The sequence below is a fragment of the Spirosoma daeguense genome, from assembly GCF_054776875.1.
The window spans coordinates 456,797-475,097 of sequence record NZ_BAAHBF010000008.1 but is presented as its reverse complement, the minus strand read 5'-3'; the positions used below and the strand labels follow the sequence as shown (position 1 = coordinate 475,097).

Annotated in this window: 18 protein-coding genes; 4 read left to right on the top strand and 14 right to left on the bottom strand. The window is 47.5% G+C overall.

The window, feature by feature from the left end; translation table 11 throughout:
• Nucleotides 1-58: 58 nt before the first annotated feature.
• Nucleotides 59-967: a sugar phosphate isomerase/epimerase family protein gene (locus tag ACYVD4_RS25990; RefSeq protein WP_460950667.1), complete on the bottom strand. Its 909-nt coding sequence runs from the start codon at nucleotides 965-967 to the stop codon at nucleotides 59-61.
• A 149-nt stretch (nucleotides 968-1,116) separates the two neighbouring features.
• Complete coding sequence (locus ACYVD4_RS25985; RefSeq protein WP_460950666.1) at nucleotides 1,117-1,899, bottom strand: phytanoyl-CoA dioxygenase family protein; 783 nt, start codon at nucleotides 1,897-1,899, stop codon at nucleotides 1,117-1,119.
• A gap of 455 nt (nucleotides 1,900-2,354) precedes the next feature.
• Here ACYVD4_RS25985 and ACYVD4_RS25980 point away from each other — a divergent pair, with 455 nt between their 5' ends.
• Entirely contained in the window at nucleotides 2,355-3,701 is a 1,347-nt protein-coding gene (locus ACYVD4_RS25980; protein WP_460950664.1) for a hypothetical protein, read from the top strand.
• Nucleotides 3,702-3,774: 73 nt separating this feature from the next.
• Here ACYVD4_RS25980 and ACYVD4_RS25975 read toward each other — a convergent pair whose 3' ends face one another.
• Nucleotides 3,775-6,309 carry a heavy metal translocating P-type ATPase gene (locus tag ACYVD4_RS25975; protein WP_460950662.1) on the bottom strand — a complete coding sequence of 845 codons (2,535 nt, stop codon included), beginning with the start codon at nucleotides 6,307-6,309 and terminating at the stop codon, nucleotides 3,775-3,777.
• A gap of 87 nt (nucleotides 6,310-6,396) precedes the next feature.
• On the bottom strand, nucleotides 6,397-6,897 hold the full coding sequence (locus ACYVD4_RS25970; protein ID WP_460950660.1) for an OmpA family protein: 501 nt from the start codon (nucleotides 6,895-6,897) through the stop codon (nucleotides 6,397-6,399).
• A 162-nt stretch (nucleotides 6,898-7,059) separates the two neighbouring features.
• On the opposite strand from ACYVD4_RS25970, the gene ACYVD4_RS25965 reads away from it, so the two are divergent.
• The 3 genes from ACYVD4_RS25965 to ACYVD4_RS25955 all read left to right on the top strand — a co-directional run bounded on the left by ACYVD4_RS25965 (nucleotide 7,060) and on the right by ACYVD4_RS25955 (nucleotide 10,819).
• A complete protein-coding gene (locus tag ACYVD4_RS25965) occupies nucleotides 7,060-7,635 on the top strand; it encodes a hypothetical protein (RefSeq protein ID WP_460950658.1) in 576 nt (191 codons plus the stop codon).
• Between the two features lie 101 nt (nucleotides 7,636-7,736).
• Nucleotides 7,737-9,722 (top strand): alpha-amylase family protein, encoded by a 1,986-nt coding sequence (locus tag ACYVD4_RS25960; RefSeq protein WP_460950656.1) that lies wholly within the window; start codon nucleotides 7,737-7,739, stop codon nucleotides 9,720-9,722.
• Nucleotides 9,723-9,796: 74 nt separating this feature from the next.
• A complete protein-coding gene (locus ACYVD4_RS25955; protein WP_460950654.1) occupies nucleotides 9,797-10,819 on the top strand; it encodes an SPASM domain-containing protein in 1,023 nt (340 codons plus the stop codon).
• A gap of 117 nt (nucleotides 10,820-10,936) precedes the next feature.
• On the opposite strand, the gene ACYVD4_RS25950 is transcribed toward ACYVD4_RS25955, so the two are convergent.
• From ACYVD4_RS25950 to ACYVD4_RS25905, 10 genes are all read right to left on the bottom strand, one after another.
• A complete protein-coding gene (locus ACYVD4_RS25950) occupies nucleotides 10,937-11,368 on the bottom strand; it encodes a BrxA/BrxB family bacilliredoxin (protein ID WP_460950652.1) in 432 nt (143 codons plus the stop codon).
• A 108-nt stretch (nucleotides 11,369-11,476) separates the two neighbouring features.
• On the bottom strand, nucleotides 11,477-11,788 hold the full coding sequence (locus ACYVD4_RS25945; protein ID WP_460950650.1) for a DUF59 domain-containing protein: 312 nt from the start codon (nucleotides 11,786-11,788) through the stop codon (nucleotides 11,477-11,479).
• A gap of 88 nt (nucleotides 11,789-11,876) precedes the next feature.
• Entirely contained in the window at nucleotides 11,877-12,299 is a 423-nt protein-coding gene (locus ACYVD4_RS25940; RefSeq protein ID WP_460950648.1) for a SufE family protein, read from the bottom strand.
• A 134-nt stretch (nucleotides 12,300-12,433) separates the two neighbouring features.
• Nucleotides 12,434-12,586, bottom strand: coding sequence for a hypothetical protein (locus ACYVD4_RS25935; protein ID WP_460950646.1), 153 nt, complete (start codon nucleotides 12,584-12,586; stop codon nucleotides 12,434-12,436).
• Nucleotides 12,583-12,813: a hypothetical protein gene (locus ACYVD4_RS25930; protein WP_460950644.1), complete on the bottom strand. Its 231-nt coding sequence runs from the start codon at nucleotides 12,811-12,813 to the stop codon at nucleotides 12,583-12,585. Before ACYVD4_RS25930 ends, ACYVD4_RS25935 begins: the two co-directional genes overlap by 4 nt.
• Before the next feature lie 20 nt (nucleotides 12,814-12,833).
• Nucleotides 12,834-14,072 (bottom strand): SufS family cysteine desulfurase, encoded by a 1,239-nt coding sequence (locus ACYVD4_RS25925; RefSeq protein WP_460950642.1) that lies wholly within the window; start codon nucleotides 14,070-14,072, stop codon nucleotides 12,834-12,836.
• A gap of 82 nt (nucleotides 14,073-14,154) precedes the next feature.
• The gene (locus tag ACYVD4_RS25920; protein ID WP_460950640.1) at nucleotides 14,155-15,069 is read right to left on the bottom strand and encodes an esterase-like activity of phytase family protein; all 915 of its coding nucleotides are present in this window, start codon (nucleotides 15,067-15,069) and stop codon (nucleotides 14,155-14,157) included.
• A 152-nt stretch (nucleotides 15,070-15,221) separates the two neighbouring features.
• Complete coding sequence (sufD, locus tag ACYVD4_RS25915) at nucleotides 15,222-16,547, bottom strand: Fe-S cluster assembly protein SufD (RefSeq protein ID WP_460950639.1); 1,326 nt, start codon at nucleotides 16,545-16,547, stop codon at nucleotides 15,222-15,224.
• A 114-nt stretch (nucleotides 16,548-16,661) separates the two neighbouring features.
• Nucleotides 16,662-17,411, bottom strand: a complete 750-nt coding sequence (sufC, locus tag ACYVD4_RS25910) for a Fe-S cluster assembly ATPase SufC (protein WP_460950637.1) — start codon at nucleotides 17,409-17,411, stop codon at nucleotides 16,662-16,664.
• 187 nt (nucleotides 17,412-17,598) lie between these two features.
• Nucleotides 17,599-18,301 (bottom strand): hypothetical protein (locus tag ACYVD4_RS25905; protein ID WP_460950636.1); only part of this gene is annotated, 703 nt, incomplete at its 5' end.

The following is an 18,301-nucleotide window of genomic DNA, read 5'->3' as shown; positions in this document are numbered from 1 at the left end:
TGTCCCAGACAGCATCTTGCTGTCTGAGTTACCGAATGCAACCAATCTTAAATGGATATTAAACCTCAGCCAATTGCTGTTTCACTACGGCTATACCTTTGGTAATTTCTGCGTCGAAATCTGTCCAGACACATTCCAGCGATAAGCCGCCCTTATACTTTATTTTTTTCAGAGCCCGGAAGTACGGCCGGAAATCATCGCCTTTCACACCCGGTGCGCTTCGGGTTTCTTTTTCGGCAATATGGCAATGCGTGATATAATCGGCATATTTTACAATTTCATCGGGACTTTCACTTTCTTTCAACATGTGGTAGATGTCGCACTGCAATTTGAACCACGGATTATTGACCGCCCGAATAATTTCGACGCCATCGGCAAGGCTATTGATAAAGTTGGTTTCGCCCCTATTTAATGGCTCAACGGCAAGGGTGACGCCGTGTTTTTCGGCAAGAGGGGCCATTTTCTGGCAGAGTGCGATGTGTTGCGCTTTGGCTTTATCCCGATCGAAACCGTCGGGAATGAATCGGGAACCTCCACTGCCAAACACAATATTTTTTGAGCCACACTCCTTTGCGCGCCGAAGTGCCAGATCAGCCCGTTCTAAAATGGCCTCGTGGTGAATATCGGGCCCGACGGACTTGAGCTTTCCCGGAAAAAAGTAAATGTAAGAACGTACTGGCACACCTTCTTTCTTCAACGCGGTTTTATTGGCTTCATACTGAGTATCACCGCCCGAATCAGGAATTAAAAATTTACCTACGCTCTCCTCCACAAATGTGTAGCCTAGTTTTTTCAATAAATCGGCTTTGTCATACGTAGTGCAGACACCCAATGGCAGCGAAAATCCGGCGGTTGGCGCGTCGTGGGTAAGCGGCTGGCCGAATGTGGGTAGTGTAGGGATGGCGGCCAAAGCTCCGGCCGTATATTTCAGAAAATCTCTCCGTGCAATTGTATTCTGCGTTTTCATAAAGGATGGTTGTATTCGTAGATAGGTGAATTTTCGCAAAGCTATACGCTAACACGCTTTTAAAGAACGCGTTTCAATATTTATACCTTAGCAATGTATTCTGACCGAGCTAGATATCAGTCGGTCAGAATACAACATTCACGTTGTTACTAGCTTTTCAATGCCAGACGAATTGCTTCTTCTACGGGCGAAAATTCAGCTTCATCACCGTTAATGACCAATCCTTTTTTGAGCAGTAATGGCGGTTGCGCTAAAAAGCGCGGTTTTTTGCCATGATGAGGCTGCGCAGCGTGAGCCAGAAACGGATGACATAAATATACAGTCCCCGATTGACCCGTTGCCAGCACTACGTCTCGCTCAGGCAAATCAGCTAATTTTTCGGCAAGCTCCATAAATGAAAGTCCCTGTTCGCCAGTAGGTTCCAGCAATCTTGCTACGTCCAGATGCGAACCGATACGTAGGCGAGTGGGTGCATCCTCTTCGCTGACGTCCGAAAAAAGAAACAGCATCAATAATCCTCTCCCCTTCGAACGAACGTTAATTCGCCATTCGAAATAATTGGCAGGCTCAGCGCCGGGAAAACTGGCATCAACATGCCAGCCAGAATCATCAGGGTCTTTATCCGATGGAAATCGAATCGGGAACGTGCCGATACTCATCGGCGGAATCCATCTTCCTGAACCAACCAGTTGATTAAATGCCTGATGCAATATTGGTGTATTGGCAGCCTGAAGGAACGGTTCCTGCGAATACATTCCTAATCGAATAACAGGCTTCGTCCAGGTGGTTGAATCGTTTGGATCAAGGCCCGTATCGTGCCAGAGAATGCCACATGCCGCCTGCGCCGTTTGCGGAGAAAATGCATTGTCGATACGAACAAACCCCTCCTTAATAAACTGATCTATTTGACTTTTATTCAATACGTTATCCATGATTACTTAATTGCTATTGAGAAGATAAGAGATACGCCTGTTCCTGAATTCGAGCCATTGAAAGCCCAAAGAGAGTATACGAACACAACGAATAGTGTCGGTTTCGGTCGTAATCTTCAGTAAAGGCAATAGGAAACCGGGCCTAAAAAAGGCAGTACTGTCAGACAGACAGTAAGGAGAAGTTAGTAAAGCATTGGTGCCATCCTCATATTACAAAGTTACCGTAAACCCAGAAAAATCAATACGTTCTTTACAGATACGCTATAAGTTATTCAGCGCTATTTATAATCGATTCGACTCAATTAATACGCAGCTCACCAGAAATAACCTACGTAGAACGTAGCGTCAAAATAACTTCGTCTTGACATTGACTGTCGGTCTGTTTCAGCTTGATACGTATCAAATCGGGTTACTGCCGAACAGATCATTCCTCAGTAAACACAACTACTACTATCATGAAAATCAGCCGTTACGTAATGATGGCCGGGACGTTTATTGCCCTCACTACGTCATGTAAGAAAGAACCACTTGATGTTGATCCCGGATCAGATAAACCCGAAGTACCAACCGCTTTTCCTATCGGGCAACCTACGGGGGGCGAAACCACTTTCACCGTTACGTCGGCCGGTGGCGACTATGACCTGCCTGACAATTCGCTGAAACTTACGATTCCAGCTGGCGCTGTGAGTACGCCCACCAAAATCACGATTCAGCCCGTTGAGGCTACGGCTCCGGCTGGTCTGGGGCAAAGTTTTCGGTTGTTACCGCATGATATTCAATTCAAAAAGCCCATTACAGTACAGCTTTCTTATGCCGACGTAGCCACAAAAATGGGATCGACGCAGGCGTTGGGATTGGCTTATCAGGATGAAAAAGGATTCTGGAAATTCGCAGCGAATCCGGTTGTCAACAAAAACAGAAAAACGGTTTCGGTTACGACTACGCACTTCAGCGACTGGACGTTAGCACATTGGTTTAGTCTAAAACCGCGCTACGAAAACACGCCAGAAGGCGGTACCGTATATTTGCAGGTTGTCGATTATTTCATCAGTTCGGAAGATGGCAGCAAAGACCCATTCGAGACATTGCCCAAAGACATGTATATGCGTGATGCCAAACCGCTTGATCCTCGCTACGTTAAAAATGGCGGTAAAGGTGCTTCCTGGCAGGTTGGTGGGCCGGGCGAGATTGTTGGTAGTGGCTCGGCGGCTACGTATACCGCGCCTGATTTTGTAAAAGAACCAACCGATGTTAGTGTGGCGGTGGTTCTGATTGATCCAACCGGAAGTTTTACGGGCGAGTACATGCTCTTTTCAACCATTACCGTTACGCCAAAGTCGGGGCTTTCTTATCGGATCAATAAAGGCGTCTGGACGTTTATTCCGGGTGCTGTTGTTGGGCAGGGCATACCCGGTTACTTTGGCGTATCTGCCATACGAAAGGATTCTTCCGACAACTATATCCATGAATCACTCACGATTCTCTGGCGGGGAGGAGTTGGCAAATACACGTGGAATGCCTATACAGACCCCGCTCCAAAATACCCTAATACGCTACAGCACTTATCCAGTTTTTCGGCGAAAGGTGCTCCCAAATTTGTCATATCGAGCTGGTACGTAAACGAAGATAAACACGCGATTAATAGTGGCGGCTCTATCGAGATTGAGGAGATGGAAAACGTCGGTGGTTATGTAAAAGGAACGTTTACGGCAACAAATGCTGGCCTGCTCGATACAGGTAGCGGAAAAGAAGTGGATCGATTTACAATCGACGGTTATTTTGTAGCCAAGCGACTTCAGTAACGAATTTTACAGGAAACAACATCTTTGACAAAGTTCAAAACTTTGTCAAAGATGACTACGTGGCGTGTTGGTTTTAGTCGGCAAATTTATTCCGATACGCCAGCAGACGTAGCGCATTGAACACCACAACCAATGTAGACCCTTCGTGCGCGATAACTGCCGGACCAATACTGGCCACGCCCAGAATAGTGAGTGGAATCAATATAATTACCATACCTAAACTGATGTATAGATTCTGCCGGATGATACGTCGGGCAGCGCGGCTCAAACCGATAGCAAACGGCAGTTTTTCGAGCTTATCGCCCATGAGCGCGATATCGGCGGTTTCGAGTGCTACGTCCGAACCGGCTGCTCCCATCGCAATACCGACGGTGCTTTTGGCCATCGCTGGGGCATCGTTAACGCCATCGCCCACCATCGCCACTTTGCCTTCCTCCTGCCGTAGCTGTTGCACCGATTGCACTTTGGCTTCGGGTAATAAATCACCTAGCGCGTCGGTTAATCCTACCTGTTTCGCAATGCTATCGGCCACCCGCTGATTATCGCCAGTCAGCATAATCATACGGCGGATTCCGAGGTCTTTCAGAGCCGCTAATGTTAATTTAGCTTCCGCGCGCGGTACGTCCATGACACCCAGAATGCCCAGAAACGTATCGCCCTGACGAACAATCATAGCCGTGTGACCGCTGGCTTCCAGTTCATCGGCTTTGCTACGTACTACGTCGGTCAGCGTTTTCTGTTCATAGAACAGGGCTTTGTTGCCGATAAAAACAGGTTTAGCATTAACCTCTGCCTGAACACCCCGCCCCGTTAACGCTTTCAGGTTTTTGGCTTCAGAAACGGTTTCCTTACCAAGTTTTTCGGATGCTCCCTGCACAATGGCCGCTGCCAACGGATGGTCACTCAGACGCTCGACGGCTACCGCTACGTTGAGGAGTTCAGCTTCGGTACCGTCGAGGGTTATGATCTGGTTTAATTTGGGTTTGCCTTGTGTCAGGGTTCCGGTTTTATCAAACGCTACCGCCGTCAGTTCGCCCAGATCTTCCAGCGGCCGACCGCCTTTAATCAGTACGCCATCACGCGCGGCACGAGCTACTCCACTCAGCACCGCCGATGGTGTAGAAATGGCTAATGCACAAGGGCTTGCGGCTACCAAAACAGCCATTGCCCGGTAAAAACTGGCCGAAAACGGTTCGTTAATCACCAGAAACGCAAAACACAGACTAATCACCAAAATCAATACAGCAGGAACAAACCATTTCTCGAAACGGTCGGTGAACTGCTGCGTGGGCGATTGTTGTGATTCAGCTTCATTGACGAGTTTAATCAGTCGTGCCAGTGTAGAGTCATTAGCTGCTTTAGTAACCTTTATTTCGAGGGCGCTGGTACTGTTTATGGTTCCGGCAAACACTCGATTTTCAGCTTTCGCCGTTGCTATATCAACATCTGGATCGGTCAGAGCTATTTTATCGACGGGTACGCTTTCGCCGGTAATTGGCGCCTGATTCACGGGGCCGCTACCTTTCACCACTACGCCGTCAGCCGCAATTTTACTGTTGGGTTTCACCAAAACAATATCGCCAATTTGCAAGTCTGCTACGTCGACTTCTTCAGTTGTGCCGTTACGTCGTACAGTGGCCGTTTTCGCACTCAAGTCAGCCAGAGCCGCTATTGATTTTCGGGCGCGGTTCATGGCGTAGTGTTCGAGGGCGTGCCCAATACTGAACAACGCCAGCAGCAGCGCACCTTCGGCCCATTCGCCCAGCGCACCCGCTCCAGCAGCTGCTACCAGCATCAGAAAATCAATCTCAAATTGCCCCCGACGAATGGTTTCAATGGCTTCTTTAGCCGTGAAAAAACCACCGAAAATATACGCTAGTCCATACAAACTCAGGCTCACCCAATTGGGCAGGTTCGCTACGTATGACAGGCCATAACCAATGCCCAGACAAACGGCGCACAGAATGGCAAAAATAAGCTCAGAATTTGGCCCAAAAATCCCGCCGTGGTCATGGTTATGTCCATCGCCCGCCGAATGCGAATGTCCGGCATGACTATCCGATTTCCCGCCGTGGGCTTGCCCTTTGTGATCGTGATGATCGTGGTCGTGACTATGATCGTGTGAGTGATTATGCGAAGTTGCCGGAGTGATTTCGGCGGGCGTATCGTTGTCTCGTAAATGATTCAGCAACGTAGCAAGGCTGGTTTTCTGCTGGTCGAACTCCAGATGCACCGCGCCCGAAGCCGATACAGAAGCCTCTACTACACCCTGCCAATCGCGAATCTGCTCCGTTACCGTTCGGGCATGGCGCGCGTGACGAATGCCTTTCAGATAACCAACGTAGTGCCCGTAGCGATGCGTAATATCGGCACCGGCCTGCTGCGCCAGCGTCTGCACCCGATTGAGCGAGATAACCTGCGGGTCATAGTGAATGCACAATTGAGACGTATGCTCCAACGTAGCATCGTTACGTTCTTCTGTGCGAATATGTACTTTATCGATACCGCTACGTTCCTCCAATAAATCAATTAATCGACGAACACACTGGTCTTTTTCGTCGGGCAAATTGGGCAGCAGTACGGGTAAATCTATCTGTAGTTTTTCCATTCAATTACATATTAACTGGCAGACCTAGGGCTGGAAGGGTGGCCGTTATTGGGAATTAACGTAAAAATCGGATAATCGAGCCGTTTGTTAACGCGGAGAGAGCTGGAGAATCACTCGCCGACTGATTGTTTTTACCGTTCCCGGATTTCCGACCGCATCTTTTGTATCGGGCCCTTCCCAGTTTACCTTGATTTGGTTTGCCCGAACGCTACGTTGTTTCAGATAACTTTCTACCGTTTTTGTGCGCCGTTCAGCTAATTGCCAATTCAATTCCCGACTACCAACATTATCTGTATAACCCGTTAATGTTGCCAGTAAGTTAGGCTGTTCTACGAGTTGTCGGGCAATTGAATCCAACTGATTTTTCACACCAGGACGTAGCGCGTAGCTACTTTGATCGAAATACAGAATATAGATTTGAAGGTTGAGCTGGGTTGGTTCAGAGAGTTTATGTGCTACCGAAGACAACACGTTGATGCCTAAGCTGGCCTTGATTTGAGACCATGTCTGATACGTTATTGGCGGCTCTTTTTGGCTGGAAAGATGGCCGTAAACAAGCATGGAAATTAGTAAAAGAAAATCGATCATTGTAGCGTTTAGCCAGGTTAACAACTCGATACGTATTGAAATTACGTCATGGAATTCTAAAACAAGCCTGACTTTTGTCAGCTTAGGCTTTTTTAATAAACAATGCAGTCGGTTTTGGTTTTACATTGCAAGACAAAACCACCCACTTTACTTAACGTTACCATGCGATTCTACAGTTACTTCGCTCTTTTAAGCATACTCACTACGTCGATTGGTTATGCACAACCTCAGGATACGCTGACTACCGAACAGCTTCTGCAACGTAAAGGCACTTCGTATACGGCCTTGCTACGTCCTTCGCGCTATCTGGCTTTCGATGTCAATCACAATTTAGGCGGATTTCGTCGGTATCGTTTTTTTATCGGCGATGAGTTTCACTTTAAGGCAAATGGAGAAAAATACCGCGAGGAAATTTACGACGTAACCGATAGTACGTTCAGTGTGCTAATGGCCAATGAAGTTATGAACCGGGATGAGCCTGTCACGTTCCGGTTAAAGGATGTGCAGAAGGTTTTCATTCACCGTCGAATTCCGTTTATAACGGCGGCAGGGATGCTTTTTCCACTGGCGGGTGGCGTGTATATGCTGGCCGATTTTGTTAATAATGGAATGCTAAACCGGAACGTATTGCCCGTAACGGGTTCGTTAGTATTAAGTGGTATTATATTTAATAGGTTAAGTAATCCACACATTCGCGTCAACAAAAACCACCGCCTGCGCGTGCTTCGAACATACTAGGGGAGTTGTAAAGTTATATAGTTGTAAGGTTATAGGGTTAGAACCTTACAACCCTCCAACCTCACTTAATTGTTTTTAGAAAAACCCAGTACATTTGCTTTATGCCGAACACAATTGCCGATTTACAGTCGAACTGGTATCGGGAGTATGCGAAGCACGCAAACACCTACCAGTCAGGAGCTTTATCGTTTATACCGCAACTGCTGCCACAAACAGCCATGCGGTTTACCATTTATCAGACGCTCGATATACTGCACAAACGGCTGGGGAATGAAATGCTACGTCGGGCACTCGATCCCAACGAAACCGTCGATAGTCCGGTAAAAAACTTTACGGATAGTTCGTGGCTGAAACGTAGCAATATGGTAGGTATCAACGTTCGTACCATTGGCTCATTCTGGAATGTGATCAACTACGTACTGACAATTCCGGCCAGCCACGACAGTATTCACCTGTTGCCCATTTGGGAGCCGGGCGTTGTGGGCAGTTTATATGGTATGGTAAGCTGGCAGATCAATCCTGAATTTTTCGACGTAGAACTGGCGAAGTTCGTACCCGCGCTTAATTCGATTGAAAAACAACTGAAAGTAGTAGTCAATCTGCTTCATGCCATGGGACGTACCGTGGGTATGGATGTGATTCCGCATACCGACCGGTTTTCGGAAATGGTGCTCACCCGTCCGTCGTTATTTGAGTGGGTGCAACGAGACGAAAAATCCGGTAATCCGACCAAATTGCTCGATCACTCGAGCATGGTGTGCCGTTACGTTGAAGAAGCCATCTGGCAATTTCTGAAATTTCACGGAGCCGCCGACGGAACACCGCTGGCGTTTTCTAAAGATGCTTTTTTCGGTCTCAGTACTAGCCTCGTTGGCATGAGCGATAATCTGCGTCAGCAAATTCTGTTCGGTTATCCGCATGATTATCAGGGTAGACAGAAGCGTCGAATTGCGCTTATCCGGCATCTGAACGGGCAAGGTTACGAAACTCTACCGATGACGATGGGACCACCGTATCGGGGTATTCATATTGATGAAAACGATTACGTCATCGACGAATACGGCCAAACCTGGTATCAATACGCTTTTGATAAACCAGAGACCATGTCGCGGGTGTTTGGGCCATTAGCGCGTTATCGGTTCTACGAATCGAAGGATAATAATCAGAACTGGGAGCTGGATTTCAGTCGCCCCAATCTACCCGCCTGGGAATACATTTGTCAGCATGTAAGCGATTGCCAGCGGAAGTATGGTTTCGATTTTATGCGGGGCGATATGGCGCACGTGCAGATGCGTCCGGAAGGCGTACCCACAGAAATTGACGATTGGTATGACCCGCTACGTGCTATCAAAAAATACGTACAGAAGAACGTACCGTATTACGCCTTTTTTGCCGAAACGTTTCTGGCACCGCCCGACACGATGGGCTATGGTAACGAACCCGACCATCTGGAAGCCATTGAAGCCGATTCGACACTGGGTGATTTACAATCGATGGTTGTTGGTTCGAATACGTTCCGGCAACAGTTTGGTACGTATTATGAGCATCTGAAAAATCGCCAGTTTGCACCCAATTTTACCGTCATCACCGCCGATAAAGATGACCCTCGTTTCGATCTCTTTTATCGAACGGGTAATCTATTTCGGTACTTCACAGCACTTTTTCTGACCGATATGCCCAGCTACGTTGGCCTGGGTTTTGAGGTGCGTAATCTGCACGAAGAGCGTGGTGCTAATGAAGAATACTCAAAGCTCTACGTGTTTCAGATTGAAGACGACCGCCAGCCCGATAAAGTGACGCACGAGCCTTTTGTATGGGGTCAAAACGCTGAACAGTTTGAGGCTATCCTGCGGGTTCGGTTGTTTGCTGAAAGTATCTGGCCGGAAATTGCTGGTAAAGAAACCCGCTGGCTCATACCGCCCGATAGTAAGGAAAACTACATTGCCTGGGCGCATACTGAGCCAACAGGTTACGTCTTCGTGGCCAGCATGACCGATAAATTGCCGAAAACATTGGCAAAAATCCCATCGGGCGAACTCGTTTTTGAGGAAGCAGGTTGCTGCGTCTGGCGCATGGCCAAAGGTTAACAATTTCCTCGGGCAACTACGTAGCGATTTCACCAGATGGCGATTTGTTAGTCGGATGAGCGTATCTTTACTCTATGAATCGCAACCTGAGAGATGGCCTTAATTTCGCTTCGAAACTAACTCCGAAACGCGTAGCTAATGCGCTGAAGGTGCTGTCGAGTTACTATGTAGCGAAACAAACCGGTCGTCCAGTACAGCGCGGACTGCCGATGTCGGTATCGTTCGAGCCTACTACGTCCTGCAACCTGCGCTGTCCCGAATGCCCGAGCGGACTACGTTCGTTTACACGTCCAACGGGTATGTTAGGTGAAGACCTATACAAACGCACGATTGATGAGCTTCATGAAACGCTGCTCTATCTGATTTTCTATTTTCAGGGTGAGCCGTATCTGCATCCGCAATTTCTGGAGTTGGTACGTTATGCAACCGAACGTAATATTTATACGGCCACCAGCACAAATGCGCACTATCTGACCGATGCCAATGCCCGCAAAACTGTTGAGTCGGGTCTGGATCGGCTCATCATTTCCATTGATGGTACTACGCAGGAAGTGTATCAACAGTATAGGGTAGGCGGAAAACTCGAAAAAGTACTCGAAGGCACGAAGAACATACTACGTTGGAAGAAAGAGCTAAAATCGCGGACGCCCCACGTAGTGTTTCAGTTTCTGGTGGTAAAACCGAACGAACATCAGATTGCGGAGGTGAAGCAACTAGCGCATGAATTAGGTGTCGATGAAGTTGGGTTGAAAACTGCGCAGATTTACGATTATGAACAAGGTTCCGACCTGATTCCAACTATTGATAAATACAGCCGCTATGCTACTCAGAGCGATGGTACGTATCGGATCAAAAATGGTTTTGGCGATCATTGCTGGAAGATGTGGCACTCCTGCGTTATTACGTGGGATGGACTGGTAGTACCTTGTTGCTTCGATAAAGATGCACATCATCGGCTGGGCAATCTTCAGCAGGAATCGTTCGCTGATCTTTGGCAAGGCGATGCGTATACAGATTTCCGTAAGACACTGCTACGTTCGCGTTCCGAAATCGAAATGTGTCGTAACTGTACCGAAGGCACAAAAGTGTGGGCATAAAAAAAGTAAGGCCCTAACAGGCTCTGGCTGTTAGAGTCGCGTTAGTGGCTTACTTAGTAGCTACAACACAACCGACAGCCGGAGCCTGTCAGGGCCTAATTTTTGACGCTTTATTCCTTATGCGTTTGCTGGCGTACAGAATTCGTCCAGTGCCATTTCGAGGTGCTGGGCAATCATCTGTGCCGAACGACCTTCGATATGGTGCCGCTCGATGAAATGTACCAGTTCGCCATCTTTGAAAATGCCAATTGCTGGAGACGATGGTGGATAAGGCAGCAGGTATTCACGCATTTTAGCGGTTGCTTCCAGATCGCCACCGGCAAATACGGTGTACAGTTGATCAGGCTTGACAGCACTGGCGGCCAAGGCAGCTTTCACACCGGGCCGGGCTGCACCAGCGGCACAACCGCAAACCGAATTTACCATAACCAATGCCGTACCTTTCTGATCGGCCAAAGCCGCATCAACTTCGGCAGCAGTAGTTAATTCTTCGAACCCAACGCTGGTCAGGTCTTCCCGCATTGGGACAAGCAAATGAGGAGGATACATAATTTTAGTTGTTATTGGCCTCGACAGACTCAGGCTGTCGGTTACACATTTACTAACTTGTTAGTCGCTGTTGCGACTCCGACAGCCTGAGCCTGTCGGGGCCTATTTTTACATAAATCCTAATTCTAATTTAGCTACTTCCGACATTAGTTCGGTTGAGTAGGGTGGGTCGAATGTCAGCTCAACGCTTACGTCGTTAACGCCTTCAATAGCCCGGACTTTTTCTTCGATTTCAGCCGGAATGGAACCTGCCGATGGGCACGAAGGTGATGTTAGCGTCATCAGGATATACACGTTATTGATCGGAAATATCTTGATTTCGTAAATCAGACCTAGTTCGTAGACGTCTACCGGAATTTCGGGGTCATATACGCCTTTCAGCGCCAATACAACTTGTTCTTTTAATTCTTCGTCTGTCATTGCTTTATTTTAATGAAAAATGGATAATGATTAATGGTTTTCTACCGACTCGATAATTATACATTCTTCACTGGTCATTATTCATTATTTACACGGTTGAATAGGCCCGACCATACGCTTTCATTCGTTCAATCATCGACGCCAGCCCACCAGCCCGCAGCGATGTAATCAAATTTCCCATGCCCACTTTCGGAATAAAATAAAGGTCGGCATTGGCAATATCTTCGGGTTTTTCGCCTGATAAAACGCGGATCAGCAAGCCCACCAGCCCTTTCGAAATCTGCGCCGTTGGTTCACTATCACCATAAAAATACAATTTGTCGCCTTTCAGTTCAGCATCGACCCATACTTTCGACTGACAACCCATAATTCGGTTCTCGTCGGTTTTCTGTGACTCAGGCATCGGCGGCAATTTCTTACCTAAGTCGATGATATACTGCGTTTTATCGAGCTGATCGTCGAACAAATCAAACTCCTCAATTATTTCGTCCTGTTTTTCGTTAATTGTCATAATTTATAGTCTGCCTAAAGGCTGGCCCATTGGACGAAGTGCTAATATTCGGATTGTTGTGTCCTGATATTGATAAACTAACCTATACTTTCGTACAAACACTTCTCGAATAAAACTTACATTGATATCTGGTACTATACGCCCATTTCAGGAAATTTCAGCAGTAAGTCCACTTTTTTGTTTAACTCATCTGACCAATCTTCTGCTAAAACAGGCGAATAATCATAGTAATCACTGTAAGCTTTTCTAACCTCTTCTTTTACACTGTCACTCCAGATTAAATTCATGCGTTACTTCTGTTCTTCTCATCCTTTTTTTGGGCTTTCATTTCGTCAAGTTCGCGCATAAAATCCTCGTGAGACGTGCCAGGTGTAGTTGATGCTTCCTGAAGCCTTTCATTAATTAAGCGGATGAACAAAATACGTTCAACTAATTGATCGGCCGTTACCTGATCAGGTAAATTACTAAAGCTTTCAATAATCTGGTTTTTGTCCAGCAATGTCTCCGGCTCCATACTAAATAATCTATAGTTAGTTACAACATCATTTTCTGAACCCGACGCAGGCCTGTTATCAGCCGATCAACTTCGTCTCTGGTGTTATAAACGGCAAACGAGGCCCGTGTAGTTCCGGCAATTCCGAAGCGTTGCATAAGCGGCATAGTGCAGTGGTGTCCTGTTCTGACCGCGATGCCTTGCTGGTCGAGAATGACGCCAATGTCCTGATGATGAATGCCGTCAATAACAAACGAAATAACGCCAATCTTTTCTTTCGCCTGACCAATGATATGTAGTCCATCCAACGTAGTAAGTTGCTCGGTAGCGTACTGGAGCAAGTCGTTTTCGTGGGCAGCAATATTCTCTTTGCCTAGCCCTGCCATATATTCCAGTGCCGTTTTTACAGCTACTACGTCGGCAATATTGGGCGTACCGGCTTCAAATTTATACGGCAAGTCAGCGTAGGTAGTTTTGGCAAACGTAACTTCCTTAATCATTTCACCCCCGCCCCGATAGGGTGGCATCGAATCAAGAATTTCCTTCTTGCCATACAAAACGCCCATACCGGTTGGACCATAAAGCTTGTGCGCCGACAGTACGTAGAAATCGGCGTCAAGCGCCTGCACGTCAAGGTCGAGGTGAGAGCTGGCCTGTGCACCATCAATCAGAACAACGGCACCAACGGCGTGGGCTTTGTCGATAATGGTTTTAACCGGATTGATCGTTCCGAGTGCATTCGATACGTGTACGCACGAAACAAATTTGGTACGTTCGGTAAGCAGTTTTTCGTACTCGTCCAACAGCAATTCGCCGTTGTCATTTACCGGAATCACCTTCAGTACACAACCTTTTTCCTCGCACAGCATTTGCCAGGGCACGATGTTAGAGTGGTGCTCCATGGTCGAGATAATTATCTCATCACCTTCCTTCAGAAATCGCCGTCCGTAAGTCTGTGCTACCAGATTTATACCATCGGTAGTTCCAGAGGTGAAGATGATTTCCTGCCAGTGTTTGGCATTCAGAAACTCCTGAATGGCCCGGCGTGAAGCTTCGAAAGCGGCCGTTGCCTGTTCGGCCAAATGGTGGATACCCCGGTGAATATTAGCATTATACCCTTCGTAGTAACGGGTAAGCGCATTTATTACCGGCAGTGGCTTCTGGTTAGTGGCGGCATTGTCGAAATAAACCAGTGGCCGACCGTTAACTTCCTGATTTAGTATCGGGAAATCCTGCCGTATTTTCTGAATATCGAGGGGAGTAGCTGTGGCTGATTGCATGAAATTCGCAGAAATAATAGGACGTAACGTCGCTTGACCTGTCGTCTATAAAACAGTAATCGACCGTGGTTCGGTTCGGTGATTAGCGTTTTCGTAGAACAATCATCTGATTTCGTAAGGTTCGGTTCCGCCGGAAATTATCGTCGGCCATGAGCACGATGGCTTGTTTTGTATCGTCGGTCCAGGCCATTGCTTCCAGATTACAAACGATGCCGGGAAACTGCTGATTGAAGTCGAAGGCCAATTCCCGACGTAGCGTGTGTGTTGCTACGTCCGATGTTGCTACGTAGAGACGGGCAGTAAGCTGCCGTTGACGGGCATCGTAACAACGTTCGAGAACGAGCAACTGATTTTCATCGACGGCCAATAGTTCCGAAATTCCGTTCTGCCGTTCTTCACCCTGCGCAAAATCGCAGCGATTCATCGGATAGGCGTAGCGTTCAACAACTGGGTCAGCAGCTAATGGATTGGCGTAGCGAAAAAACGTAATAGTGTCCTGCGTCATCTGGGTTTGTCCTTCCCAACCGGCTTCGGGAGCTACCCAAAGGGCACCTGAATGAGTGAGCGCAATGCCTTCCAGTCCTTTATTCTCGCTGGCAAGAGGCATCTTCAGTAGGATTTTCCCGGTTGACGTATCACCCAGCGATTTCCCGGCCCATAACGACGTAACAAATTCGTGCTCGTCGGTCCAGAAATACGTAGCGTTTTTTGGGTTATAGCGTACGCCTTCGAACCAGAATGGCGTTTTATTTGCCAATTTCAGGTGGGTACTATCACGTAAATCATTGATATTTTTAATATTGGTGAATACGTAGTGCCAGCCTCGGTCGCTCACAAAATGCCAGTCGCCCGAAACCGTTTCCAGTCCCGAAATACCCCGCAAACTATCGCGTACAAACGGGACTGTTATCGAATCGCCTTCAAATGCAAATTGTAGGCTTTGGCCTGATAAGACTCCGGTTGTCAGCGATAAAAAAAGTATAAGTAGAAAACGCATTTATGGGGAATGAAAATTTGAAGATTATTTAGGCAATATATTGACAGCTAGAGTATAACCTTGCTGTTCGGCAACTTCTCTTGTAATGAAAAATGGATAACAACCGAACGGCCATTATCCATTTTTCATTGCCTGTTATGCATTACTACGTATTATTTCGTCAGTTTCTCGGTAACAACCCGTTCGAGGTATTCCCGAATTGATTGAATTTTGATCTGGCTCAGTACGTCCTGCGAAAACGCGTAAAGCAATAGGGTACGTGCTTCATCTTTTGGAATACCGCGCGAACGCATGTAAAACAACGCTTCGTCGTTCAGCTGGCCGGTGGTGGTTCCGTGCGAACATTTTACGTCGTCGGCAAAGATTTCCAACTGCGGTTTGGTATTCATCGACGCATTCGGCGACAACACTACGTTCTTGCAGGACTGATACGCATTTGTTTTCTGCGCATCGGGCCGAACGAAGATTTTTCCGTTGAATACGCCTTTACTGCTGTCGTCCAGAATGCCTTTATACAGTTCGCTGCTGTATGAGTTTGGCATGGCATGGTCAACAAGCGTATGATTGTCAACATGTTGCTTTCCGTTCGGCATATACAGGCCGTACATGAAGGCTTCGGCATGCTGACCATTGAGAACAATGTTCAGGTTGTTACGAACAAAATTGCCGTTGAGCGTAACCGTAGCCGAATAAAAATGGCTGTTATCGGCCTGTTGAACCTGTGTTGTACCAACGTGATACGCTTTTTCGGTTTCGTTCTGCACTTTGTAGTACTGCATCCGTGCATCGCGATCAAGCACAATTTCAGTAACTACGTTCAGAAAACTGGCATGATCGCCCAAGGTACGATACGATTCAGCCATCATAACCTCGGCATTCTTGCCTACCACCACCAGATTACGTGGCTGCGACGTGCTGTTTTTTTCGCGAGTGTCGGTAATAAAGCGAAGAATGATAGGCTCTTCGACAGTAGTGTTATCAGGTACCCGAACCACTACACCATCGTTGGCCAAAGCGGTGTTCAAGGCAGTAAACGCATGTTCCTGATAATCAGCGTACTTCGCAAAGTGAGCACCAATAAAGTCTGGCTCGGTTTTGAGCGCGTCGGCAAAACTGGTAATCTGAACCTGCTCACGAGGGCTGATTATGCGCGAGAGTTCAGGATGATACCGACCATTGACAAAATAAAGAATATTACCGTCGAGGTTCGGAATTTCGAGCGGAGCCAGATCGTCGGTCGTTAACGTAGTGCTTTCGTCGAGGTCGAACGATTCTTTGAGCAAACCACTTACGCTGGAGTATTTCCATTCTTCGTTGCGAATGGTCGGGAATCCTAATTGATCAAAGCGTTTCAGAGCCGCCCGGCGAAGCTGATGTAAAGCCGTTTTACTGGCTCCGTTCATGCGTTCTTCGTTATCGCGGAAAGCGGCCAGCAACTGCTCTTTAAAATCGCTATAGGATGAGTAGGATGGAGTCATAGTTGATGTATGATGTATGATGTAGTGTTGTATAATATCGGGATTACCGGTCAATAACTCGTATTAGTGGCTAACAATCAGTTAATTCATATATCCCATCTAATACATCATACATCAGATTGCTTCTGCCTTTATCCAGTCGTAGCCTTTTTCTTCCAGTTCAAGAGCCAGCTCTTTCGGACCCGATTTCACGATACGTCCCTGATAGAGTACATGAACATAATCTGGAACAATATAATCGAGCAGACGCTGATAGTGCGTAACGACGATTGTAGCCCGCTCTGGCGAACGAAGTTTGTTTACGCCATCGGCAACGATACGTAGTGCATCAATATCCAGCCCCGAATCGGTTTCGTCCAGAATTGCCAGTTTCGGTTCGAGCATGGCCATCTGGAAAATCTCGTTCCGTTTTTTCTCCCCACCCGAAAAACCTTCGTTCAGCGACCGGCTCAATAAAGACTGGTCGATGTTAACGAGTTTCATTTTTTCTTTCATCAACTTCAGAAACTGCACAGCATCGAGCGGATCTTGTCCTCGATATTTCCGAATTTCGTTCAATGCTGTTTTCAGAAAGTTGGTTGTGCTAACGCCCGGAATCTCGATGGGATACTGAAATGCCAGGAAAATACCTTCAGCCGCCCGTTCTTCGGGAGAGAGGTCCAGCAAATCTTTTCCGTCGAACAATACGCTACCGCCCGTCACTTCATAGTCTTGTCGGCCTGCCAGTACTGATGCCAGTGTGCTTTTACCAGCTCCATTTGGACCCATAATGGCGTGAACTTCACCTGCATTAACTTCCAGGTCAAGGCCTTTCAATATCTGTTTGTTGCCAATTACGGCTTGTAAATTATTGATGGATAACATAATAGAATTATAGCGTGACGGCCAAATGAAGCCGCAAAGATAGCAGATGAAACAGTATCTACTCTGTAGGATAACAAAATCAGGGGTTTAAAAGTTGACCTTGGCTTGTCTTCTTCGTGGATAAATGAACAAAGCCCACCCGAAGAGGGCAGGCTTTGCTTTATTTCAAGAATTCAGCAACCCACTTCTACCGTCTTTGTCTGGATGTTCGGGTACGTTGAATCGAAAACGGTACGCACGTTGGGCATACACATGAGTCTGGAGCGGTGTAAGTGGCCTGTGCAGTTTGTCCGGCAAACGTAACAATTACCGTATGAAGCCCTGTTCCACTTGGCAAACCAGTCATTGAGTAAGGCACCGAAGTCGTTCCGGCCGCAATAGCTATGGTCAGGCTCTTGGCACCATCCGTAACCGTAGCTACTCCCGATGGTGCATTCGTGAAGCCGATTACGCCCGTAGTCGAGTACGTATTAGAACCCGGCTGACATGGACCCGGATCAACAACCGTCAGACTCAAGCTTGAACTTACTGAGCAAGACGTTGGTGCAGTATAGTTGGCGGTGGTAGTGCCACAACCCGGCAGGCTGATCGTCGCCGTATGAGTCGCTCCATCCGATGGTAAACCTCTCACAATCACTGTCAACGACGTAGTGGCCGAGGTCACCGTCTGGCTCACCGGAGCTGCCCCCGGAATGCTCACCGAAATCGTGCCCGCCACTGGATTGCTCAGGCTGACCGACACGTAAGCCGAGTAAGAGTTGGTGGCTAGCTGACAGAGTCCTCCGGTAGCTGTGGCCGTCAGCGAACAGATAGGTGCTACAGAACAGGAAGCTGGTGCCGAGTACGTAGCAGTGGTGGTGCTGCAACCGGGCAGGCTGACGGTAGCCATG